The 20,440-nt window shown below is 64.1% G+C and carries 24 protein-coding genes and 2 pseudogenes; 14 read left to right on the top strand and 12 right to left on the bottom strand.

Going from position 1 to position 20,440, the window contains the following annotated elements:
* Nucleotides 1–20: 20 nt before the first annotated feature.
* The 5 genes from FV226_RS11475 to FV226_RS11490 form a co-directional block, all read right to left on the bottom strand.
* A complete protein-coding gene (locus FV226_RS11475) occupies nucleotides 21–614 on the bottom strand; it encodes a hypothetical protein (protein ID WP_147763011.1) in 594 nt (197 codons plus the stop codon).
* 17 nt (nucleotides 615–631) lie between these two features.
* The gene (locus FV226_RS11480; RefSeq protein ID WP_147763012.1) at nucleotides 632–913 is read right to left on the bottom strand and encodes a hypothetical protein; all 282 of its coding nucleotides are present in this window, start codon (nucleotides 911–913) and stop codon (nucleotides 632–634) included.
* A 64-nt stretch (nucleotides 914–977) separates the two neighbouring features.
* A complete protein-coding gene (locus tag FV226_RS27940; protein WP_187278738.1) occupies nucleotides 978–1,154 on the bottom strand; it encodes a hypothetical protein in 177 nt (58 codons plus the stop codon).
* 299 nt (nucleotides 1,155–1,453) lie between these two features.
* Nucleotides 1,454–1,639 carry a hypothetical protein gene (locus FV226_RS11485; RefSeq protein WP_147763013.1) on the bottom strand — a complete coding sequence of 62 codons (186 nt, stop codon included), beginning with the start codon at nucleotides 1,637–1,639 and terminating at the stop codon, nucleotides 1,454–1,456.
* Complete coding sequence (locus FV226_RS11490; RefSeq protein WP_147763014.1) at nucleotides 1,636–1,860, bottom strand: hypothetical protein; 225 nt, start codon at nucleotides 1,858–1,860, stop codon at nucleotides 1,636–1,638. The genes FV226_RS11485 and FV226_RS11490 overlap by 4 nt, the downstream gene beginning before the upstream one ends.
* A 988-nt stretch (nucleotides 1,861–2,848) precedes the next feature.
* Between FV226_RS11490 and FV226_RS11495 the strand changes: the two genes are divergently transcribed.
* The 5 genes from FV226_RS11495 (at nucleotide 2,849) to FV226_RS11515 (ending at nucleotide 5,747) form a co-directional block, all read left to right on the top strand.
* Nucleotides 2,849–3,109: a hypothetical protein gene (locus tag FV226_RS11495; RefSeq protein WP_147763015.1), complete on the top strand. Its 261-nt coding sequence runs from the start codon at nucleotides 2,849–2,851 to the stop codon at nucleotides 3,107–3,109.
* A gap of 378 nt (nucleotides 3,110–3,487) precedes the next feature.
* Nucleotides 3,488–3,988, top strand: coding sequence for a hypothetical protein (locus tag FV226_RS28590; RefSeq protein WP_246691567.1), 501 nt, complete (start codon nucleotides 3,488–3,490; stop codon nucleotides 3,986–3,988).
* Nucleotides 3,985–4,197 carry a TOBE domain-containing protein gene (locus FV226_RS11505; protein ID WP_147763016.1) on the top strand — a complete coding sequence of 71 codons (213 nt, stop codon included), beginning with the start codon at nucleotides 3,985–3,987 and terminating at the stop codon, nucleotides 4,195–4,197. The genes FV226_RS28590 and FV226_RS11505 overlap by 4 nt, the downstream gene beginning before the upstream one ends.
* Nucleotides 4,198–4,315: 118 nt before the next feature.
* Entirely contained in the window at nucleotides 4,316–4,678 is a 363-nt protein-coding gene (locus FV226_RS11510) for a hypothetical protein (protein WP_147763017.1), read from the top strand.
* A gap of 409 nt (nucleotides 4,679–5,087) precedes the next feature.
* Nucleotides 5,088–5,747, top strand: a complete 660-nt coding sequence (locus FV226_RS11515; protein ID WP_246691568.1) for a thermonuclease family protein — start codon at nucleotides 5,088–5,090, stop codon at nucleotides 5,745–5,747.
* A gap of 244 nt (nucleotides 5,748–5,991) precedes the next feature.
* Here FV226_RS11515 and FV226_RS11520 read toward each other — a convergent pair.
* Nucleotides 5,992–6,181: pseudogene (locus tag FV226_RS11520) on the bottom strand (DUF4113 domain-containing protein); the annotation flags it as partial.
* A gap of 866 nt (nucleotides 6,182–7,047) precedes the next feature.
* On the opposite strand from FV226_RS11520, the gene FV226_RS11525 reads away from it, so the two are divergent.
* The 3 genes from FV226_RS11525 to FV226_RS28595 all read left to right on the top strand — a co-directional run bounded on the left by FV226_RS11525 (nucleotide 7,048) and on the right by FV226_RS28595 (nucleotide 8,169).
* Entirely contained in the window at nucleotides 7,048–7,350 is a 303-nt protein-coding gene (locus FV226_RS11525; RefSeq protein WP_147763019.1) for a hypothetical protein, read from the top strand.
* Between the two features lie 18 nt (nucleotides 7,351–7,368).
* The gene (locus FV226_RS11530) at nucleotides 7,369–7,602 is read left to right on the top strand and encodes a hypothetical protein (RefSeq protein ID WP_147763020.1); all 234 of its coding nucleotides are present in this window, start codon (nucleotides 7,369–7,371) and stop codon (nucleotides 7,600–7,602) included.
* 63 nt (nucleotides 7,603–7,665) lie between these two features.
* On the top strand, nucleotides 7,666–8,169 hold the full coding sequence (locus tag FV226_RS28595; protein ID WP_246691569.1) for a hypothetical protein: 504 nt from the start codon (nucleotides 7,666–7,668) through the stop codon (nucleotides 8,167–8,169).
* A 139-nt stretch (nucleotides 8,170–8,308) separates the two neighbouring features.
* Here FV226_RS28595 and FV226_RS11540 read toward each other — a convergent pair whose 3' ends face one another.
* Nucleotides 8,309–9,757 carry an AAA family ATPase gene (locus FV226_RS11540; protein WP_210246510.1) on the bottom strand — a complete coding sequence of 483 codons (1,449 nt, stop codon included), beginning with the start codon at nucleotides 9,755–9,757 and terminating at the stop codon, nucleotides 8,309–8,311.
* A 427-nt stretch (nucleotides 9,758–10,184) separates the two neighbouring features.
* On the opposite strand from FV226_RS11540, the gene FV226_RS11545 reads away from it, so the two are divergent.
* Nucleotides 10,185–10,484: a hypothetical protein gene (locus FV226_RS11545; protein ID WP_147763021.1), complete on the top strand. Its 300-nt coding sequence runs from the start codon at nucleotides 10,185–10,187 to the stop codon at nucleotides 10,482–10,484.
* 58 nt (nucleotides 10,485–10,542) lie between these two features.
* Here FV226_RS11545 and FV226_RS11550 read toward each other — a convergent pair whose 3' ends face one another.
* Entirely contained in the window at nucleotides 10,543–10,797 is a 255-nt protein-coding gene (locus FV226_RS11550) for a hypothetical protein (protein WP_147763022.1), read from the bottom strand.
* Between the two features lie 20 nt (nucleotides 10,798–10,817).
* Nucleotides 10,818–12,524: a hypothetical protein gene (locus FV226_RS11555; protein WP_147763023.1), complete on the bottom strand. Its 1,707-nt coding sequence runs from the start codon at nucleotides 12,522–12,524 to the stop codon at nucleotides 10,818–10,820.
* Between the two features lie 328 nt (nucleotides 12,525–12,852).
* On the opposite strand from FV226_RS11555, the gene FV226_RS11560 reads away from it, so the two are divergent.
* Both FV226_RS11560 and FV226_RS11565 read left to right on the top strand, forming a co-directional pair.
* The gene (locus FV226_RS11560; protein ID WP_147763024.1) at nucleotides 12,853–14,085 is read left to right on the top strand and encodes a hypothetical protein; all 1,233 of its coding nucleotides are present in this window, start codon (nucleotides 12,853–12,855) and stop codon (nucleotides 14,083–14,085) included.
* A gap of 297 nt (nucleotides 14,086–14,382) precedes the next feature.
* Nucleotides 14,383–14,790: a hypothetical protein gene (locus FV226_RS11565; protein ID WP_147763025.1), complete on the top strand. Its 408-nt coding sequence runs from the start codon at nucleotides 14,383–14,385 to the stop codon at nucleotides 14,788–14,790.
* 55 nt (nucleotides 14,791–14,845) lie between these two features.
* Here the strand turns inward: FV226_RS11565 and FV226_RS11570 are convergent, their stop codons facing one another.
* Complete coding sequence (locus FV226_RS11570; RefSeq protein ID WP_147750244.1) at nucleotides 14,846–15,394, bottom strand: hypothetical protein; 549 nt, start codon at nucleotides 15,392–15,394, stop codon at nucleotides 14,846–14,848.
* Between the two features lie 385 nt (nucleotides 15,395–15,779).
* Here FV226_RS11570 and FV226_RS11575 point away from each other — a divergent pair.
* Nucleotides 15,780–16,007, top strand: a pseudogene (locus FV226_RS11575) (transposase); the annotation flags it as partial.
* Between the two features lie 53 nt (nucleotides 16,008–16,060).
* Here FV226_RS11575 and FV226_RS11580 read toward each other — a convergent pair.
* A complete protein-coding gene (locus FV226_RS11580) occupies nucleotides 16,061–16,957 on the bottom strand; it encodes a LysR family transcriptional regulator (RefSeq protein ID WP_246691570.1) in 897 nt (298 codons plus the stop codon).
* A 114-nt stretch (nucleotides 16,958–17,071) separates the two neighbouring features.
* Here FV226_RS11580 and FV226_RS11585 point away from each other — a divergent pair, with 114 nt between their 5' ends.
* The gene (locus FV226_RS11585) at nucleotides 17,072–18,007 is read left to right on the top strand and encodes an AEC family transporter (RefSeq protein WP_147763027.1); all 936 of its coding nucleotides are present in this window, start codon (nucleotides 17,072–17,074) and stop codon (nucleotides 18,005–18,007) included.
* Nucleotides 18,008–18,104: 97 nt separating this feature from the next.
* Here FV226_RS11585 and FV226_RS11590 read toward each other — a convergent pair whose 3' ends face one another.
* The gene (locus FV226_RS11590) at nucleotides 18,105–19,544 is read right to left on the bottom strand and encodes a PLP-dependent aminotransferase family protein (protein ID WP_147763028.1); all 1,440 of its coding nucleotides are present in this window, start codon (nucleotides 19,542–19,544) and stop codon (nucleotides 18,105–18,107) included.
* A gap of 359 nt (nucleotides 19,545–19,903) precedes the next feature.
* Between FV226_RS11590 and FV226_RS11595 the strand changes: the two genes are divergently transcribed.
* Entirely contained in the window at nucleotides 19,904–20,386 is a 483-nt protein-coding gene (locus tag FV226_RS11595; protein ID WP_056167628.1) for an MSMEG_0572/Sll0783 family nitrogen starvation response protein, read from the top strand.
* Nucleotides 20,387–20,440 lie beyond the last annotated feature (54 nt).

The following is a 20,440-nucleotide window of genomic DNA, read 5'->3' on the forward strand; positions in this document are numbered from 1 at the left end:
CTTCTTCATCGTGGCGATCCTCAGTGTCCGGGGCGGCCGAGGGGCGGGAGATTGCCCATCAGGGCCAGCATGGCATCGACGTCGGGCTCCTCCTCCGCCTCCTCCGGGATCGGCTTGTCGTAGACGTAGGCCAGCTGGGGGGCGGCCTTCGATTGGGCAGCCGCCGCAACCCAGGTCGACCGCATGGCCGTTCTGAAGAACGGCGCCCCGTCGCGCAGGACGTACCAGCCCGACGCGATCATCAACAGCTGCGCGTTGGTCTCGGTCCTTCTGCGGGCTTGCTCGTCTTCCGTGACGAGATCGATCGACTCCTCCCTCAGGCCGATCAGCATCGCCTTGATGATCTTTCGGCGCGTCCTCTCGCTCATGTCCTGCCCGGCGGTGGTCGTCAGCAGGGCCTTCTTCATCACGTCAGCGGGACGCTTGGCGACGTACGGCTTCTCGGGCGTGCCCTTGATCCGCACGTCAGGGTCGAGGTGACGGAAGTCGGGGTGCCCCGCGACCGAGATCCGGGCGTCCTCGACGAGTTCGTCGATGTCCTCGTCGAGGCCGAGCAGCTCCTCGGTCTCCCAGTCTGTGACGTCCAGGATCGGGTCGGGGGCGCGCTTGGGCATCGGGGTGTCCTTCAGGTTCAGGTGTTGGCGGGAATGAACGAGGCGGCGCTCGCGGGGGCGGCCGCCCGTTCGGTTTCGTCGGCGGCGATCTCGGCCGTCACCCAGCGCAGGTCGGCTGCCCAATCGCGCAAGTAGTCGGCTTCCGTGGCGAGGTCCTGGAACTGCGTCACCGTCCAGGCGGTGAGGCGATCCTTCTTGATCGTGGCGGCGCAGACGTCGCGGCCTTCGGTGACGTAGGCCTGGTACGCCGGGAGCGAGCCGTACTCCTCGATGACGCGCTGGCGGCGGGACTCTGACATCCGAGCGATCCTCGTGCTGCGGGTGGGAGGGGATCGCCGGGGCGCATCGGCCCCGGCGGATGCCTCAGGCCTTCCGGGCGGCCTCGGCGGCCATCCAGGCGAAGAGCGCGTCGAGGTCGGGCTCCTCCTCCGCTTCCACCGCCGCCTTCCGCGCGGCCTGCTCGGCCATCATGGCCAGCAGCGCGTCGATGTCGGGCTCCTCCTCGTGGATCTGGGTGGCGGTGATCGGGGCGTTGCGCATCGTCGGCTCCTTGTCTTGGTTGGTGTTCAACCGTGACACAAGCTCAAACGTTCCGTAAATGGAAATCGGCAAAAATTGCGAAAGAAAATCGCACCGATTTTCGCTGCGTGAAGCGACGCCCCTTTGGGTATCATTTCGATGCAGGGTGTCTCGACCGGCAAAACCATGCTCGGTTAACGGCGGCGCGGGCGGGATCGGCTCGCCTAGGGGACGGGTCGCCGGCCTACGTAGTCCGCCCCTGTATGGGCGAGGCTGCCCTGCGGGCCCGCTGGGCCTCGCGGTCGGGACGGGTCGGCGCCTCAGTCGTCGGCGGCGTCGGTCTCGGCCAGCAGCTCCGGGAACAGCGCCCCGATGGCCAGCATCGTGAACACCGACATGAAGTAGCCGGACCCCGTCGAGGGCGACGCCATGACGGACCGCGCCTCCCTCAGGGCGTCGGCGGCAAACAGCTTCGCGTCGCGCTCGTCGCGCTCCTGGACGGTCATGCGCCGAGCTCCGGACCCCAGCCACGCAGCGCGCGGTACCGGCGAACCAGGCCGACGAGGTCGGCGGCGGCCGCGCCGATGAGGGTCACCACGGGCCGGTCCCCGCAGGATTGTCCCCGCACGAGGACGAGGGCGATGCCCCGATCGCCGACGACCTGAACGATCGCGTCCGCGTCATGCGGAAGGTCGGCGGCTTCGAGCCACGCCAGCACCGTCGGCACGGAGCCGGACGGGACCAGGCCAACGAAACCCGTCTCGGGCAGCGTCGGCGGGATCGCGGCGACTAGCTCCGGGGCGGACAGGCAGCCGCCTAGGCTGGGATCGGCAGCAGGGCGGCGGCGAGGGCGAGGGCGGCGAAGCGGGTCTTGCGGCGAGCTCCCGATCCGGCCAGCGCAGGTGGCGCGTCGCGCGCGCGTCACCGGACAGGTGGGTCCGGCGGACGATCTCCTTCACGGAGCCGGGCGAACGCCGGGTCAGCAGGGCGATGTCGCGGGCTTGGACGCCATCGCACCAGCCATCGAGGATATCGTCCCGGTCGAGAGCCGGCGGCTGACCGCTACGCTTGAACGGCTTGGCCGGGCTCGGCTTGCGCCACCCGATCGGGCGCCCGGTCTTACGTGCCGGAAGCTCGATTCCTTCGAGGCGGGCCTGGCGAACGATCGCCCCGACGGCGCACGTCCGGATCCCACAAGTCTCGGCGATCCGGCTGCTTGTCCGGCCGCCGAGTCCCGATCGACCGGATCAAGGGCGATGCGCCGGATACCCGGAGCAGGCTCGACTGGCCTACGGGCCTCTCGGATTCTGGAGATCACGTAGGTGCCGACCGCGAGAACGGCGCCGCCGACGAAGGTCCCGGCGGTCTTCACGTACTCGGCCGGCAGCGCGGACAGGGTGTAGAGCTTGTCGGTCACGCCGCGGCTCTCCGAAGGCAAAGGTCACACGTTCGAATCGTGTCGGGTGCGCCAGTCTTCTCAATGACTTAGCGGTATCTAACCGCGCCGGCTCACACAGGCAGCCCATATAGCGGCCGCTGTAGAGCGTGCCTCAGATTAGCTCGTCGGATTCGCGCGACCCTGCTACCGTCGGACAACTTGTCTCGGAGCACCCGACCGATGCGCTTGTTCGCCCGTGTCCGGCCGATCGTCCTGCGCCCTGGTATCACGCGGGAGGGCGCAGCCTAGGTGTGGCGCGAATTGAGGAGAGATACCTATGCAGAGCAAGCTCGCAAAGACGATCATCGGGGCGGTCCTAGCCGTCGCCCTGGCCGTGGCTGTGTCTTACGGTCTCATCAGCCAGCAGACCGCCGATAAGGTCCAGACGCAGGCCGACCAGACACTGCAGACCGGCGCTGGCGTTCCGCCGGCGACGCCTGGACAACCGGCGCCAGCCCCGGCGCCGCAGCCTTCTGGGCAGCAGCCTTCGCAACTCGGCTCGCCGCTTCAGAACCCTACCCCGACGCAACGGCAGTGATCGCAGACCAGCCCGGGCCAAAACCCTCCCGTCCGAAGCCATCCATCGGCTTGATGGCGAAGGGCTGAAAGCGAAGAAGTCGTAGAAAGGGAAGCATGCCCAGGGGACCATCAAAGCGCAGGCTGCCAGATAGCCTGACGCAGCATCTCTCTGATCCGAAGATCGTCGCCCTAAGGCCCCGAACCACAAACCGGCGCGGCACCCACCGTGGATCAGGGTTGGCGCAGAAGATTGCCGTATCGGCCGTGACCCTCACCGTCCTCGTACTGGCGGGCGGGCACCTGTTGCGCGTGTGGTAGGGTTCCAACATGGCGTTGCGAATTGGCTCGCCGGTCAGGGCTACGCGTGCCATCGTGAAGATTCAGAGGGCACGACCTGATGGACCAACCAGCAGCCATCGACCCTGAGCAAAAGATGGAGATCTCTCCGCTCAGCGGGGACGTCGAATGTGCCATCCAGACCGTGCAGGTTCATATCTACCGCCTCGCTGGGACACGAGACGGGTGGACCCTGAAGGTCATCGATCACGAGGGTTCGCCTATCGTGTGGCCCGAGGCCTTCGCAAGCGATGAGGCTGCCTACGAGGCCTTCGAGAATGCCGTGATCAAGGACGGCCTCGGCTCATCGGTTGAGACGTCGGCACCAACCCGACGAACTGCATTTGATGTCAACCCTGCTGAGGAACACACGCTGTCCGAACATCAGAGCAAAGAGTGGAAGCAAGCGGAAGCGGCTTTTGCGAAGGAGCAGAGCCTGCCCATCTCCATGCCTGCCGAGGAACCACAGGCGAACGTGGCTGAGACCAACCTGGCCCGGCAGAAGGCAGCGCGCTTAGCGAGAGATGCCGAGCAACCGAAGGCGAAGGGCGGCCTGAAATGAAGCACAACGCCCGCAATGATATCCCAGCGACGATCATCGCTATTAGGCTTGGCGATGTGATGGCCCAGGTCGATGTCGAATTGGTTGGTACTTCCTACCGGATGTCCTCGGTTATGACGGTCGACTCGCTTGACGATTTGGGTCTGGCTGTAGGCGACACCGTCCGCGTACTCTCGAAGGCCGTGAATGTGCTCTTGGTAAAACCGTAGAAGGGGGTTCAGCGGTCATGCTGCTTTTCGGCAAGCGGTCGATGGAGCCGGGCGACGACCCTGGTTGTTCTAGGATTGCTGCGGCGCTGATGGAGCGTCGATGCCCACGGGTCACTCCATGAAACGCGTCCTCGTCGCTCTTACCATGTTGATCGGCGCCCAGACCTGTCTCGCAGCGCAGACAAAGGATGAGGAACAGGCCGAGATGGTCCAGGGGCTGGTGCGTATCGTCGGCGCGCAGGCTGGCATCACGCTCTACTGCCGGAAGGCTTACGCGATCGACGACAAGGTGTCGGAGGGCCTGCTACGAACCGTCCGCCCCACGCTCGACAAGGCAATCGGCCATCGACAAGCGCTGGCGGCGATCGACGAAGAGGGCCAGCGCCTGTCCAAGGAAATCGCCGAGATCGGCGCCGAGCGCTGGTGCGCCGATCAGCGCGAGCTCCTCAACACCGATGGCATCCGCGTCTTTTTGGACTGAACGCCTGCCGCGGATCAGCCTCTTTGATCATTCAACGACACGCTTCGATCAACCGTAAGGGTGCATGCGTGCCGAAGATCCCGACTATCGCTGTTGCCGGTCTATGGTCTGCGATTACCGTGGCCGCGCTGACCGTCGTGGCGCTGGGGCAATCGCAGCCTGCAAGGAGCACCGACCAGACTGCAGCCCCGGCCGGCATTGCAGCCGATCCCACGAGGACGGCCTCGATCATCCTCACCGACGCCACCGGAAAGCGATACCGGACGCGTCGGGATTGAGGGCTGCCTAGCTCGGCTGCTCCTCTGCTTCTTGGATCGCCGCGACACGCGAGACCGCGCCCATGTTCCGGGTACTTCTTCTGGTCGCCATCAGTCTTGCCTCGGGCGGAGCCGCCGCTGGAGCTGCGGAGGTGATCGTCGGCCGGGCTAGTGTCACCGACGGCGACACGGTCGTCATTCACGGCACGCGCATCCGTCTCCACGGCATTGACGCCCCTGAGAGCGCGCAGCTATGCCAAGACGTCGCCGGCAAGTCTTACCGGTGCGGTCAGACCGCCGCCCTGGCCCTTTCCGACCGGATCGGCGAGGCGCCAATCTCTTGCGAGCCCCGGGACACTGATCGCTATGGCCGCACCGTCGCCATCTGCCGGAAAGGCGCCGAGGATCTGAACGCCTGGATGGTCGCCCAGGGCCACGCCGTCGCCTACCGCCGCTACGCCACCGACTACGTCGAGGCCGAGGCAACCGCGAAAGCGGCCAAGCACGGCATCTGGGCCGGCTCCTTCACGACCCCGTCCGAGTGGCGCAGGGGCGAGCGCGGCATGTACATGGGCTTCGCAGCACCCGGCGGCCCGGACGGGCCGATCCCCGCGCCGGTCTCGCGCGCGGAGCCGCCGGCTGCTGGCGGCTGCACGATCAAGGGCAATATCAGCCGGAAGGGCGAGCAGGTCTACCATCTGCCGGGCTCCCGCGATTACGACCGGACCCGGATCGACGCAAAGACCGGCGAGCGGATGTTCTGCACCGAGGATGAGGCGAAGGCTGCGGGCTGGCGGGCGACGCGCAGATGAGGCGGGCGCTTCTGTTCTGTGCCGTGCTTTTAGGGGGTTGCGGTTCGTCCGAGAACGTCGAAACGCTGTACCGCAACTCGCCTCTCGACGAGAACGCTCGGATTCACGTGGCGACCTTCGACGCTACCGAGAGCCGCGCCTACAACCAGCAAAACTGTCGGCAGGCTCAAGAGCTGTTCCAGGCGCAGCCTGGCGCGCGAACCCGCTTCTGGTGCGAGGCCGGTCGGTACAAACAATAAGCAGGTTAAGGCTGCGCTGGTACGGCCATGATCCAGCTTTGAGCCATCGCGATCGGCAGTTCCAACACCTGCGTCGTATAGCGCGGCGTTCGCATCTCGAACTTCGTGCTCCACGTCCGCTTCCCCACGAGACCAGCCCGGGCGGTGGACGACGCTGCCGCGGCCGAAGCGGGCGTTGCAGGCGTCGATCGCCGCCTGAAATGAGCGAAACGCTGGGCACCGACGGCCCTGCTCGGCATGCTTGCATTCCGAGCTTTAGTAATATCTTAAATCAGCGGTTTAGCTATTTTCGACCGAAGGATGGTTTAGCACCGCGCGCATACCGTTGAGGGCTCTTTGTCGGTCCGGTACTGATTTGATCATGTACCAAAGGCGCAGACATTCTCCCGTATCCGCGATACTTTCTGGCTCAAGAGCATCAGATAACAGTCCGTTCAGAGGCACATCTAGCAAATCCGCAATTAGTCGGAGCCGCTTTTCTGCCGAGCTGACAACCTCATGCACAATCTACACCTGCTATTACCCTAATATGCGCAATGCATCAATTTGATAATTCGCAGATCAAGGACTGTGCAGACAGTCGCATAGGCGCTCAAGGATTACAAATTTATTTTCGTTTTTCCTGTATATGTCATATGTAAACCTGCAATGAGATCAATGTGTAAGATTGGTTGCAGGCACCTGAGAGGTTGGCAACCCCCTCCAATCGGACACAAATCGTTGCCCGGCTATTCGGTCGCTACATCCAGCTCCCGTCGTTGATCCGCGAACGGATTGGCGGGCGTTCGGCCAGTGAGTGCGCGTGCGAAATTCCTGCCGCGAGCGCTTGGGCTGCTGATGAGTAGGACTGTGTGGATCGGCAAGGGTGAAAGCCGGTCGTCGTCACCGACCACCGAAAGCGCTCCCTATCGCTCCGGCATGCAGAAACGGCGACGCTATGGTTGGGTAGCGTTGGGATTTGCATGTTCCACCATGCCACGGTCCCGAGCCTGATCTAAGGCCAGGAGATCGTCGAGGCGCGCTTATCTCGACCACCGCAGTGCGACAGCTATCCTCGCGGGATGCGCACAACCCTCGCCGCCCTCGCTCTTGTCGTCATGGCCGGAGGCGCCAGCGCGCAGCAGCAGATGCCGACCGTGCCAGAGCTGCTGACGGCTGAAAGGAAGGCCTCGCAGGGGTGTGAGGGCTCGGGAGATGCCGACGTCGTCCGAGAGCAATGCCGGCTCCGCGATCGTCTGAGCGGCCGCCTGGCACAAGCCGGCTACTGCTGGGGCCGCAAAGGCCAGAGCGACGAGAAGAAGCAGTGGCACGCCTGCCAGCCGGACTCGATCTACGAGGACGATATCGAGGCGGTGCAGCGCTGACGGCCGGGCTGCAGACCGATGCACAAGCTCCCACCGGGCAGCCTCTACCGCCTTCAGACCCTGGCTCAGACCGGGGCGCGCTTCTACAAGGTGAGCGCCTACATGCGGCGTCTGGAAGTGCTGGGCCTGATCGTCGCCACCGGGCGCACGGAGCCGGAAACAGACTGCGGCGAGTACAGGATCACCGATGGCGGTCGTGCCGAGCTCAGGGAGCGCTACGACCCACCACCGACCGATCCTCCCGAAGTCTGAACTCTTCCGACGCCGGCGACGCAGATGCTATGTTCAGCTGATTGCGTCTTCTGAGCGGTGGCAATGAGCACCACGATCACCAGCGACCTGCTCAAGGCCAAGAACGTCACCGACGACGAGGTGAACGCCGCGGTCGACGTGTTCATGCGCGACCCGACGGAGAGCCTGTTCCGGTTCGCTAGCGGGCGTACGTTGGATCTGGCTACCGCCGTGCGGGCGCACGATCCGGCGCGTCTGGCCGTCGCCGATCCGGATAGGACAGTGAGGCACCGGCGCCTGATGGTGCGGAACGCGATCCTGCTAGCTGGCTCGGCCAGCGGCGTGGTCAGCGGTGGCATCTCGCCCGTCCGCGGTAGAGCCTTAGAAGCTCTCCGTGCCGTCGCTCTCCACCCGCTTGGTCTCCGCACCTCCGCACATCCGAAAGCCGCGCGAGCCTTGGTGGCGCTCGGCTACGTGGCCGTCCGGCCTGCGCAGTATGTAGGACGGAAGTGGGACGAGCAGGCGTGGTTCCTGACAGATGCCGGGCACGAGCTGATAAGGGTGCTCGGGACGGGGGATCACGGGTAGGCCGGCACCCGCGGCGGCCGATCACCGCGTTGCGCCATCACGCCCACGCCCCTATCCCCGCCGGCCCACTTCCGGCGAGACCCATGGCATCACCAGCACCGATCCGCCTCGTGCTTTATCAAGGGACAGAAAGCAAATATTACTGCTTGTTTATGAGAATATCCTCAATAGGCTGGATAATTTTTTTAGCTTCGTCTTGATCCAAACAATCTGCAGCCCATACCGAACACATAGATTGCCATAGGTGAGATCCAGGCACTAATAAAGAACTGCCAGCAGAGTTTACCCATTGGTGATGATCACTTAGCGTCATCGCTGTTTGGCACGCGTCAGCTACTCGTGAATAATCCCTACCTATTCTTTGATGAAGTACGCCCCATTCCTTCGATTTAAGATCGTTGAATACAACTCGTTCTGGCGCATCATCCCCTGGCAACAGCGTGCATCCTCTCGCGGGGGCATTGTCGCCGTCAATGAAAACCCAGGTCGGCCGCGAGAACCGCTTTGCGGCAACCATTTCGCCTAAAGCCCGTCCCAAATTAGCCGCGCCGGACGGCACGATTTTTGATCGGCGCGCATACTCAGGGCCGTGAGTAGCAATGATCTCTGAAAGCATTGTGAGAGCACGTTCATCTTCGACATACAGCTCACAATCAGGATACGTTTCATCATCCATATCCGTCATAGCGAAATTAGCACTGACACCAGATACAATTTCTCTATTTTCGCCCTTGCCCAAGATGTACATCCGTGCCTCCAAGGGCAATTCATCAAGTATGTAGGGCGAATGAGTCGTCATGATGATCTGAGCTTGTCTTTCCCGGCATATTTCAGCGAGAGCGCGAATTAGCCTTCGTTGCGAACGTGGATGCAGGGAGGTCTCAATTTCATCAATAATCAATAGTCCATATTCATTGATATCTGTTTGAAGAAATTCAATCATGGTGGTTTCACCGGTGCCCTGGTGAAATCCGGAGTACGACCTGCTTTCGTCAACAAGTACTGGAACCTTACGCTTTGGGTCAGTGCTACTTACGGCCATCCTCGCCGACTGGTACTTACGACCCATGATGCTCGAAAGACGCTCAACTCTTTTTTTCTCAAATTCAGTCGCAGAAACTTCAATGTGCGTCGATTTTGCAATTTTAGCGTAGCCAATCCTGGCTGAAACTGGCTGAATACGACTAAGATCGACCCATTCAACATCTCGTATCGGCCGCTCATCGTTTCCAAGCCACCTAGTTGTTGGCTTTCTCACAAGGCCATTTTTCGTTACGTCACCCTCTCTATACGTGTAGGCGATACGGGCGTTTCTATAGTCGTCCCAAGCGGTCGTAGGCAGAAAATCAGAGGCAAATTTCGTCTTTTTTCTCACTCTTCCATTGTAAACACTTGCTGCAGCTTGAATAATTGTGCTCTTGCCCGATCCGTTTTCGCCCACGATGGCGGCAATCGGGAAGCGGAAGTCCACTCTCTGATTACGCCATCCACGTACATTGTTGATCTCTAACGACTCAAGGCGTTTCGGCCAGCCGCCGCCGCTGGCCCATTTGGCCTGGAGCCTTCGCATTTCGTCGCTGATCGCCATTGCCACTTCTCCGCTGGCATAACAATTTTACAGCTGGAAAATTAATCAAGCCATGGTGGCGTCGGCAACCGGCGCCGCAACGATAGTTTGGTCGTAGAGAAGGCTTTCAACAGCGTTCCACCCCTGAACATCCGCGGCCAGAGCACGAAAAAGCCCGCCGCGGCCGGAGCCGGGCGAGCTGAAGGTTGCCTTGGGAATATAGGTTAGACGCTTCCGCGTCGGGTTTATTCCTCGGAAGGAGGTTCGAGCAGGAGGCTGCCTGCGAGAAGCGATAGCTCAGCACGAGGCCGGGTCCTGACCGGCACGTGCTACGGGTAGGTTCAGGCCGCGTCGCGGCCGTTGTCGCCTGCGGAGCATAACGACCATGTTTGGTTCGCTCATGGCCTGGCTACGTCGACTTGGGAAATCCCGAGGATCGGGACACAGCATGCGGAAGGGCGCCGCTGAACGGGAAGCCGGCACGTTCGAAGGGCCGACCCCTGGAAAAGCGCGCTCGTTCGAGACCGACTACCACGTGGCTACGCAGATCCTGAAAACTAGGATGAACAAGCGATACCCGGATAATTACCACGCGCGGCTGAGCGCCGGCAGCAACCAGTCCTATGATTATGGCGAGGAACGCGCGGGCGCGGTCGATGCCGCCTCGACGGCCATAGCGATGTCACTTCGGAAAGGGGCGACGGTCGAGCAAGCTGCAGAGGCGGGCGCAAAGAGCGTCGGCATCTGAGACGAGAGGGGCGCAACGCTACGAGCGCTTGGCTCGGCACCGCCGCCATCTAACGAACCTACGCATCCTCCAAGGCGTCCAGGATCTGCGCGCCGCCGAGCCACTCCGCCGCCGCTTCCAGCGTCGGGAAACGATGCTCGACGCAGTCGAAGGGGCGAGGGCGCGTCCCCTCTGGCAAATCGTCGAACAGCTCGGCGCACCAGCCTCGGACGGAGCCACTCGCCGTCACTTCGCGAACCACGCCGCCGACGATGGCACCGTTGAGCACCAGATCGTAGCTACCGGGCGCGAGGTGATGAAGCGAGTAAGTCATGCGATCCCCCTGCCGCAGCGCTACCTGGCGCGCCCCGCGGCAGGAGCTTGTAACGCCATCCGCATGAACGCATCGGCGAATGGCGTCTCGGCGCCCCGTGCCGCGATGGCGCGGATCTGCTGAACGCTATCAGGCGCCGACAGGATGTCCGCCAAGGCCGCGTTGTTGCGCCCGAGGTAGGCGCGCTTCGAGGCGTCGCCGACGCTCGCCAGCAGAGACCGACCCTGCGTCTTCGGCGCCGTCAGCCCCTGCTGCGCCAGCGTCTCACCACCGATCTCCGCCCGGTACTGCGCATTGAAGTCGGTCGGCGATCCCTGCGGCTTCCGGGTGCCCGTAGCGCGTAGGATCTGCATGAGGTCGTCGACGGCCGTCGGCGCCGCCGGGCTGTCCGGCAGGGCACGCAGCACCGCGTCGAGGTTCGTCGCCTGCTGACGCGTTCCGGCGATGTCCTTGGCGAACTTCGCCCCGCCGCCCTGTGCCTCGCCACCGACAGGCCGGCCCATGCTGGTGTCGGCCTGATCGGCGAGGCGCTGGCGCACGAGCTGCGCCGTCCCCTGCAGCTCCTCACGCGCCGTCCGCATGATGAGGTCGACGAGCTCGCGTTCACCACCGACCCGGGGCTTGGACGGCAACACCATGCCGCCGGCGGCCTCGGTCGTCGCGGCGCGCGACAGCTCACCGATCGCGCCCTGGCGCTGTGGCGCGAGCGCCTCGTCGGCCGCGCGTACACCCTGCAGGCGTCGCTGCAGGCCCGGCACCGTATCGAGAACGTCGGACCGGTCGCGGATGCCGAGAGCTAACGCATCGCCCGAGACCGTGCCGCGGGCGTCCGTCGCCGCGTCCAGCAGCTTCGTGCCGAGGTAGTTCTCGAACCCGGCGCGCGCCTCCGGCGGCGCCACGGTGTTGAAGGTCCGCACCGCCGTCGGCCCGCCGGCCTCGATCGTCGGCGCCGAGCGCTCCGGTGGAAGGGTGAACGAGCGACCGAACTCGTCGCGCTCGATGACCTTGGCAAGCGCAGGGGTCTCAAAGGGGCGCAGCGGTACGCTCGCCGTCGCGAAGTTGCGCGTGGCCTCGGCGTGCTCCGGCACTGCGGCGAGCGCCTGGTCGAGGCGGTCGCGCACGCCGATCAGCACGCGCTGCGTCGTGGGCTCCGCCTGGGAGATTAGGTCGCCCATCGCAGCGCGGGCGCCCTGCAGGCCTTCCACGGACAGGTCGAGTTCCCGCGGCTGGCCCGGCCCCGAGCGGGTCCACAGCGTGTTGCGCGCCGCATTCAGCGCCTTCGCCACCGGCCCCTTCGCCGTGCGCAGGGCGTAGTCGATGTGCTCCACGACTGCGGAGGGATTCGCTTGGCCGAACCGGACGTCCGGGATCTCCTCCCGCACCGTCGTCGACTTCACGTAGGGCTGCAGCGGCCCCTGCATCGCACCGACTGTGCGCTCGTAGGCATCGAGCGGATCGGCGTGCTCGCCGCGGACGAGGGCGCCGAGGACGCGCGAGCTGATATCCGGGTGGACCGTGTCGTAGTCGATGCCGGCCCGGCCGAGATCCTCCCGGAAGCGGCTGTCGGCGAGCGAGACGGCGGTCGCATGCTCGTCGGCCATTCGCCCGTGCACTGAGCGCCCCACCGCCACCGGCTCGGCGCCGATCGGATAGGTCTGCACCACGATGTCGTTCCCCTCGCGGTCGGGGGGCGATTCGCGGCCGGAGGCATCCCCAAGCCCCTTCATGCGGCCTGCCCGAGGATCAGCGTGACGGACCGTGGGAAATCCCGAAAAAAAGTCGGACCTCGCCGAAACGCCGCTGAGCCGTTCCGATGGGTGCTTGGTGTGATTTCACATTCCGGCGGAGACGGGCCACCGCATGGACACGGCAGGGGGCTTCTAGTGCCACGAGTATAGCCTTACCTATGGGCAAGCTTTCATGGTAGTTTACTCTACGGAATGGAGTAAACCGGCCGGATCAGAGGCCTGGACATAAGCAAGGCTCTGGCGAACGCTGGCTGTCGGACGTCGTCGAAGTGGTGCTCGACGATGAACCGTCACCGGATGACGCTTCATGCTCGACACAGGACCGGCGCGAGACCGCGCCCTCGATTTCCACTGGCGCGTCCCCGAGAATATCCTCTCGGCCGCCGGCATCCCCGACATCGCCGACCGCAAGCAGGACCTCGCCCGTCGCAGCGTCCTCGCGGCCGCATGCATCGCCGCAGACATCGAGCCCGGCGCGGGCAGGTGGGTGAGCTACAGCCGTCGGAAGGCGTTCTACGCCGGTCAGTCGCGGTACCAGGGCCTGCCCTACACCTACGACCGCGTCCTTGCCGCCGTCGCCGAACTCGTCGAGCTCGGCCTCATCGAGGAGGTCAGGGCGAGCGCCGGGGACCACCTCACCACCGGGATGCAGAGCCGCCTGCGCGCGACGCCCGACCTCGTCCACGCCTACCGCGACTCGCCCTTCGAGTACGAGACGCGCCGCTGCCGCCTCATCCTCAAGGACGACGCCGGCGACGTCATCGGCTACGACCCCACCCGGCAGACGCGACGCCTGGAGGCCGAGCTCGACCGCATCAACGCCTACCTCGGGCAGGTCAGCGTCACGATGCCGACGGGCGACGGATGGGAGCACGCCACGCGCGTCGTCCGGGCCCGCAACGACAAGCGCGGCACTTGGGCCTGCGTGGTGCCAACCCCGAGCCCCGAGGTGTACCGCGTGTTCGGCCGGGGCCGGTGGGACCGGCACGGGCGCCTGTACGGGTGGTGGCAGTCCCTACCCAAGGGCGCCCGCAAGGACCTCTTCATCAACGGCGAGGTCTGCGTCGAACCGGATTTCGCAACGCTCCACCCCAGGATTCTGTACGCGGCCCGGGGACATGCCCTGCGCCACGATCCCTACGAGACCGGCGTGTTCCCGAGGTCCGAGGGGAAGCTGGCCTTGAACGTGGCCCTCAACGCCCGGACGATGAACTCGGCGGCCGCGGCCCTCATGGACAAGGACGGGTGGGGGCACGGATGGGACTATACCCGCGGCCTGCTGAAGGCGGTGGTGAAGAGGAACGCGCCCATCGCGAAAGACATCGGCGCCGACCGTGGGATCCGCTGCATGGCCGTGGACGCCGCCATGGCGGTGGACGTCCTGAAGGCGTGCGAGAAGGCGTCCGTCCCCTGCCTGCCCGTCCACGACAGCTTCATCGTACCGGCTTCCAAGGGTGCGTGGATGGAGGCCAAGATGGACGAAATCCTGGTTGGCGTTCTCGGCGCTGTAACCCGTTCTCCTGCAACGATAATCGGGTGATTGGTTCCACATATGGGCCCCCGGGCCCGGCGCGCCCCTCTTGGGGCTCGCCTCGTCGCCTCCTTCTCTTCCCCTTCCCGACCCGCCGCCCGTCGTGGTCTATACCTCGTTTCTGGACCGTTCCGGGACTGGTTTACCTTGTGGCGTTCGACCCCCTCCGGTATATTCGAGGGGCTCATCCGGGCGCGATGCACCACATCGATGCAGACCGCTCGCCACCGTGGCGGGGGGTTCTGTGTTTCTAGGCCATCCCCCGTGACCTCGAACGCGTGACGTACCGTCGGGTACCGTCCTGGCATGGCCCTCTCCCTCGACGTCCTCTCAGATATTTGCGATGCCGTCGGGGCCTGGCAGGACGCCTACATCTCCGAAGTCGGGCTCGACAAATACCGACGCGCGTGCGCGTGGGCCATGTCCGAGACGGCCAAGGCGGCGAGCATCGGCGTCGGCGAGGCCATCGAGGACACGTTCGACAACGCCACGCCATGGATGCGAAAGGCGATGGGCTACACCCGGGCCCTCACGAGGACCGGCGACCTCGTCCAGGCCGAGCTTTTCGTCAAGCCGTCCCAGAGCATCGTCCTGAAGTATTCGATTGGCTCGGGCCCGCAGGTGCGCCGCCCCGGCGACGTTGGCCTGGCCAAGGGCCGTATCCTGATCCCATACTGTCAGAATCTGTACAGGACTTCTGTCTCGATGTATTAGCCCTCGAGCGCCGGAGAATGCGATAGGCTTCGTTCGATTTGTTTCGCTTGTCTGCTCAGGCAGCAATGTCTATACGCTGAAAATTACAACGATTTGTATTAACGACACGAAGGTCGCCGGCGTGTCTAAGCCAACGCTTTGATCCGGGCTCCCAACCGAATTGAATCTCGTCTGGACGCGCATACCAACGCAGATCAGCTTTCAATCCTCTTCTATAGCGCCCCACTAACTCAATACTCACGACGGTCCCGTCCCACATCAGTCCTTCTACTAAAAACGAATTTTCTCTACGCTCGATATTATTAATAATTGAAACAATTGCCGGAGCTTTTTCCGGCAAAACAGTTTGAAGTATTGAACGAAATTCCCGCTCATCGTCAGACGGTGCAGGACGGGGAAAAAGCTCTGCTTGCGTGATGTAGTTGATCATAGGCAAGCGTACGGTAGGTGCGCCTTCGGCTCTTACTTCGGCACGCTCTTGTACATTGATTGTACATTCAAGTGATGCGTCTAAAAGATCGATGCTCTGGTTTCTTTGCACATCGAGGCCGACAGAGGCCCTTGAAGCACTCGTAGAGGTACACAAGCTGATCCCACCAGACATGCTAGACTCCAGAAATTATTGACTGTGCGTAAATACATATACCGATAATCTTAAAGATCAATCACTGAATATCGATGCTTAATCTGCTGCCTATACTAAGGATTATGGGCTGCGCATATTCCGTATCTGTGAACGCTCTGCATGGGGGCTACAGGCTTTCCTGAGATGCCTGCGGTAGGGCTATGCCACTCGCCCTATTTTTCTGCTCGTTGCCGCTTTAAGGCGTTCGCCGGAGGCAGTCGCGAGAGCGAATGTCTAAAATGTCGCACCTTAAAGAGCGGACATTCCGCGATGCCCCTTCTGGCAGGGCGTACGCTTGGCCGACGTTGCCCGGCTGATCGTCCTGTCACTGCGGGCGATGGCGAGCAGCCGGCCCAACGTCGTCCGTCAGACCGTCGAGCACCCGTTCGGCACGCTGAAGGCCTGGATGGGAGCGACCCACTTCCTGACCCGGACCTTGGCGAAGGTCAGAACCGAGATGAGCCTGCAGGTTCTGGCCTACAACATGAAGCGGATAATCCAGATCTTCGGGGTCGGTCCGTTCATGGCGGCCATCCGGGCTTGTTGGCCACCGCTTCGCTCTGCGACACTCTCATCAGGACATTCGCCTTGAACCTGAGGGATCTGCGTTCCCACACGGCCTCGGTCGGGACCCGTCCGTCCGCCCTACGGCAAGGCTTCGTGCGAAAGCGTCATTTCCGCCCGTGGGACGATGCCTGCTTCCGAGAGGAAAGGCCGGAGGGCGGGGTTGAGGTTCCCCGGCCTCCATACAACGACGTGCTCGATGGTCGGGGCCTCCTGCAGGTCGCGGAAGACCACGTCGGCAACCCCCATCTTACGCAGCGATTGCGGTACGAGCGCTATGCCGAGGCCTTCCGCCACGAGGCTCACGATGGTCTGTTGGAGTTGCGCCTCAAGGCAGACGGTCGGTTCGAAGCCGCCCGAGCGACAGAACCCGACGACCGCCTCGCGCAATGTCGGCGCAACATCGGCCGGCGCCGCGATCAGGCGTTCGTCGACGAGGTCGTGAGCCTGGATGCCTTCCCGTCCGGCGAGGGGATGGCGGGCATGCACCGCGAGGCACAGCGGCTCACGGAAGATCGCGTGTGCGTCCAGTCCTCGCACGGGTCCGGGATTGAACATGATGGCGGCGTCGAACCGCCCGGTCAGCACCGCATCGGCCAGTGCGTTGGGAACGACCTCCCGCAGCTCGACCTGGACCTGGGGGTGGCTGGCCATGAACCGCCGCGCGAGCCCTGGCAGGACCGTGTGGGCGGCGTGCATCATGAAGCCGACGGACAGCTCGCCGAGTTCGCCCCCGTCGGCGAGCCGTGCATTACGGCAGGCTTGGTCGAACGAGGCCAGGACGGCGCGCGAATCCTCTAGGAACCGCCGACCCGCGTAGGTCAATGCCGCCTGCCGCGTGTGACGCTCAAGCAGGCGCACACCGAGCTCCTTCTCCAGGTTGGCGATCTGCCGGCTCAGGGGAGGCTGGCTGATACGCAGTCGCTCGGCCGCCCGGCCGAAGTGAAGCGTCTCGGCCAGCGCCACGAAGTAGCGCATCTGTCGGATGTCGATCATGATACCGAAAGGGTATGAATGACGGCGTCAATCAGCATTGGATGATATGGGGCTTCGAGGATAGGCCTGCCCCATCACTTCGGGGGACCCCCTGTCATGCTGTCCACGCTCACCGTCGTCCTGCCGATCTTCGCGCTCATTTTCGCCGGATGGCTCGCCCGTCGGATCGGCGTGTTAGGCCCTCACGCGACGACGGAACTCAACCGGTTCGTGGTCTACCTCGCGCTTCCGGCGCTGCTGTTCGACATCGTCGCGCATGCGCGATGGATCGATGTGTGGCAGCCGGGCTTCGTCGCTGCCTTCGGCCTCGGCGCCGCCCTCGTGTTCTGCCTCACGCTCGTCGTCCGCTTGCAACGCCCGAGGCATCTGGCCGACGCCGCCATCGACGGCCTGAATGCGGGCTACGCCAACACGGGCTTCATCGGGTTCCCGCTGGCGTTAGTAGCACTCGGCCGGGAGGCTCTCGCCCCGACGCTCGTCGCTACGATCATAACGGTCTGCATCCTGTTCGCCATCGCCATCGTGCTGATCGAGATCGGGTTGCAGACCGAGAGTCGGCGCAGGGATCTCGTCATGAAGGTCGGCGGCTCGTTGATGCGCAATCCGTTGCTTGTCGCACCGGTCCTAGGCGCTTTCATTCCGCTCGCCGGATTGGACGTCCCTGCCCCTGCGGAGACCTTCCTGAAGCTGCTTGGTGGGGCAGCCTCGCCCTGCGCGCTGGTGGCGCTCGGTCTTTTCCTGGCAGCGGAACGGGCAGCGACGGATCGCGACCCAGGTTCGGCAGCGCTCTTGGTGGGGTTCAAGCTGATCCTTCAGCCAGCCGTGACCTGGATCCTGGCAACGGTCGTGTTCGGGCTCTCGCCGATTCTGACGCACGCCGCCGTCCTGCTCGCTGCGCTTCCGACCGGAACGGGCCCGTTCATGCTGGCCGAGTTCTACGGCAGGGAGGCAGCCATCACCTCGAACGTCGTCCTGACCTCAACCATCCTGTCCGTCATGACCATCAGCGGATACCTCGCATTCGTGGCGTGAACCCACCGACCTGCTGGGGGACTGCGGGCATCAGGTCTGACGACGCTGGCTGCGTTCAACTTGCCGATGTGGCCTGAGCGCCAGGCTGGCAAGCCGCTCAAATGTAGGACGACGCAAGCGCCGGCGAGCCTTCCAGCGCGTGGGCGAGCACTTCCAGGCCCTGGGTGATCTGCTGCCGGGTGGAGGGGCCGCCGAGGCAGAGGCGTACCGCCTCGGGCGGCGTCCCGGCGACGCAGAACGGGTCGCTGGCGACGACGCCGAGCCCGGCGGAACGTCCCTGACTGGCGAAGGCCGAGCGGGTCCAGCCTTCCGGCAGCGTGATCCAAACGTGGAAGCCGTGCGGGTCCGCGGTGTAGGTCCCACTGGGAAGCAGCGAGGTCGCGATGCGCTGGCGCGCCGCGGATTCCTCGCGCACGAACTGGACGACGGCATCCGCCGTCCCGTCCAGGATCCAGCGCGTCGCCAGCGCTGTCGAGATCGGCGAGGCCATGACGGTGGCGGCCCGCAGGGCGCCGGCGAGCGGAAGGGCGGATCGGGCACTCGGGGCCACCAGGAAAGCCAGGCGCAACCCGGCGCCGAGGCATTTGGCGAGGCCGGCCACGTAGTAGGTGATCTCGGGGGCGAGCTCGGCGAAGCTCGGGGGCGGCGCCGGGCAGATGCGCGCGTAGGCATCGTCCTCGATGATGGTGACGGCGTACCGGCGCGCGACCGCGATGATGGCCTCCCGCCGCGTCCGGGACAGGGTCGTGGTGGTCGGGTTTTGCAGGAGCGGGTTCAGGTAGATCGCCTTCGGCGCGACCTTTGTGCAGACGGCCGCGAACCCATCGGGGTCGACGCCGTGCCGGTCCATGGGCAGGTCGACGAGGCGCAGGCCCAGATGCGCCGCCAGCGACCGGATGCCCGGGTAGGTGATGCGTTCTGCGCAGATGGCGTCACCGGGGCGGGCTATCTGGCCTAGCACGCTGAATAGGGCGCTGTGGGCGCCGGGGCAGATGAGCAAGCGCTCCCGCGGCGTGTCGATGCTCCGGCCCTTCAGCCAGCGCAGGGCGGCTTCCTTGTCCTCGTCCGTTCCGCCGAAACCCTGGTAGCGCAGCAGGTTGGACAGGTCGCTGGACAACTCGGCGAACGAGGCCTGCATCCGCGCCTGCAAAGCCGGCGCGTCGGGCTCGGGAGGCAGGTTCATCGTGAAGTCGACCGGCCCGATCCGTGAGCCGTCCTTCGAAGGCGTGGCCCGGCCCGGGCGCACGGGATCGATCACGAAGGTGCCTTGGCCGACGCGTCCTTCGATCAGGCCGCGCTTGTGGGCCTCGACATAGCCGCGCGAGACGGTCGTGAAGTTCAGGTCGAGGGCCTCGGCCAGGGCACGCTGGGTCGGGAGCCGCGTGCCGACCGTCAGGCGTCCGGTCCGGATGTCGTCCGCCAAGGCCTCGGCGATGGCGAGGTAGTGGGGCTTCCCCCAACGCTTCAGATCGGGCGTCCACGTCCCGCTCACGACATCCGAAGGCGTCGGTCGCCCGTCTCGCGCTGCTAAGGTCATCCGTTCTCCAAGCACACCATCAAGATGCGATCAATACTTGATTGTATGGGTAGCAAGCTCCATACCGTATCGGACGCCCAAACGGCATACAGAACTTATACATACAATACCATCAATCCATGCAGTCAGAGTAGGCATAGCGTGATGCTCTGTTGTGCATATGCCGATCTGACTGCCAGTGGAGAACATGCATCCGGAACTAAGGCGTGATGATGATTGAATGCAATATTGTATGCATTCAACCTGGGGCTATTGATGGTCTTGTTGATCGGCCTTTGTTGGCACGTCGCTTGCCATGACGGGCTGTGACCACCCGAGGCTTCGGTCGACGCGGTCCAACCCATCACGGAGTGAGATCCATGCCCGCAGTGAATCGCGAACCCCATAAGAAGGGCGACTTCCTGGTCGACTACGAGGAGAAGGTCTTCGAGGACGTGAAGGCCGAGCCAGGCCAGAAGGCGCTGGTCACCTTCCACACCGTCGCCTTCGAGGGCTCCATCGGCCTCGTGAACCTGCTCCAGGCCACCCGCCTGCAGCGCAAGGGCTTCGAGACCTCGATCCTGCTCTACGGCCCCGGCATCACCCTCGGTGTCCAGCGCGGCTTTCCGCGGCTCGGCGACGAGGCCTTCCCGGGCCACCTGAACTTCAACAACCAGCTTGAGAAGTTCATGGCCGAGGGCGGCAAGGTCTACGCCTGCCGGTTCTCGACCCAGGCCCTCTACGGCCACGGCGAGGCCGCCTTCATCGAGGGCATCCGCATGATCAACCCCCTCGACGTCCTCGACTGCATGCTCCTGCACAAGCGCGACAACGCGGTGATCATCGACACCTGGACCGTCTGAACGGGCCCTCGGCCCATCGACCGGGACGTCGCATCCGGCGGCCGCGCGCGACGC

The organism is Methylobacterium sp. WL12, from assembly GCF_008039475.1.
Classification (GTDB): domain Bacteria; phylum Pseudomonadota; class Alphaproteobacteria; order Rhizobiales; family Beijerinckiaceae; genus Methylobacterium; species Methylobacterium cerastii.

What these genes read in the sequence shown, in the direction of transcription:
- FV226_RS11475 (WP_147763011.1), bottom strand. Translation starts at nt 614, where the DNA reads ATGCCCAAGCGCGCCCCCGACCCGATCCTGGACGTCACAGACTGGGAG.
- FV226_RS11480 (WP_147763012.1), bottom strand. Translation starts at nt 913, where the DNA reads ATGTCAGAGTCCCGCCGCCAGCGCGTCATCGAGGAGTACGGCTCGCTC.
- FV226_RS27940 (WP_187278738.1), bottom strand. Translation starts at nt 1,154, where the DNA reads ATGCGCAACGCCCCGATCACCGCCACCCAGATCCACGAGGAGGAGCCC.
- FV226_RS11485 (WP_147763013.1), bottom strand. Translation starts at nt 1,639, where the DNA reads ATGACCGTCCAGGAGCGCGACGAGCGCGACGCGAAGCTGTTTGCCGCC.
- FV226_RS11495 (WP_147763015.1), top strand. Translation starts at nt 2,849, where the DNA reads ATGCAGAGCAAGCTCGCAAAGACGATCATCGGGGCGGTCCTAGCCGTC.
- FV226_RS28590 (WP_246691567.1), top strand. Translation starts at nt 3,488, where the DNA reads ATGGACCAACCAGCAGCCATCGACCCTGAGCAAAAGATGGAGATCTCT.
- FV226_RS11505 (WP_147763016.1), top strand. Translation starts at nt 3,985, where the DNA reads ATGAAGCACAACGCCCGCAATGATATCCCAGCGACGATCATCGCTATT.
- FV226_RS11510 (WP_147763017.1), top strand. Translation starts at nt 4,316, where the DNA reads ATGAAACGCGTCCTCGTCGCTCTTACCATGTTGATCGGCGCCCAGACC.
- FV226_RS11525 (WP_147763019.1), top strand. Translation starts at nt 7,048, where the DNA reads ATGCGCACAACCCTCGCCGCCCTCGCTCTTGTCGTCATGGCCGGAGGC.
- FV226_RS11530 (WP_147763020.1), top strand. Translation starts at nt 7,369, where the DNA reads ATGCACAAGCTCCCACCGGGCAGCCTCTACCGCCTTCAGACCCTGGCT.
- FV226_RS28595 (WP_246691569.1), top strand. Translation starts at nt 7,666, where the DNA reads ATGAGCACCACGATCACCAGCGACCTGCTCAAGGCCAAGAACGTCACC.
- FV226_RS11540 (WP_210246510.1), bottom strand. Translation starts at nt 9,757, where the DNA reads ATGGCGATCAGCGACGAAATGCGAAGGCTCCAGGCCAAATGGGCCAGC.
- FV226_RS11545 (WP_147763021.1), top strand. Translation starts at nt 10,185, where the DNA reads ATGCGGAAGGGCGCCGCTGAACGGGAAGCCGGCACGTTCGAAGGGCCG.
- FV226_RS11550 (WP_147763022.1), bottom strand. Translation starts at nt 10,797, where the DNA reads ATGACTTACTCGCTTCATCACCTCGCGCCCGGTAGCTACGATCTGGTG.
- FV226_RS11555 (WP_147763023.1), bottom strand. Translation starts at nt 12,524, where the DNA reads ATGAAGGGGCTTGGGGATGCCTCCGGCCGCGAATCGCCCCCCGACCGC.
- FV226_RS11560 (WP_147763024.1), top strand. Translation starts at nt 12,853, where the DNA reads ATGCTCGACACAGGACCGGCGCGAGACCGCGCCCTCGATTTCCACTGG.
- FV226_RS11565 (WP_147763025.1), top strand. Translation starts at nt 14,383, where the DNA reads ATGGCCCTCTCCCTCGACGTCCTCTCAGATATTTGCGATGCCGTCGGG.
- FV226_RS11570 (WP_147750244.1), bottom strand. Translation starts at nt 15,394, where the DNA reads ATGTCTGGTGGGATCAGCTTGTGTACCTCTACGAGTGCTTCAAGGGCC.
- FV226_RS11580 (WP_246691570.1), bottom strand. Translation starts at nt 16,957, where the DNA reads ATGCGCTACTTCGTGGCGCTGGCCGAGACGCTTCACTTCGGCCGGGCG.
- FV226_RS11585 (WP_147763027.1), top strand. Translation starts at nt 17,072, where the DNA reads ATGCTGTCCACGCTCACCGTCGTCCTGCCGATCTTCGCGCTCATTTTC.
- FV226_RS11590 (WP_147763028.1), bottom strand. Translation starts at nt 19,544, where the DNA reads ATGACCTTAGCAGCGCGAGACGGGCGACCGACGCCTTCGGATGTCGTG.
- FV226_RS11595 (WP_056167628.1), top strand. Translation starts at nt 19,904, where the DNA reads ATGCCCGCAGTGAATCGCGAACCCCATAAGAAGGGCGACTTCCTGGTC.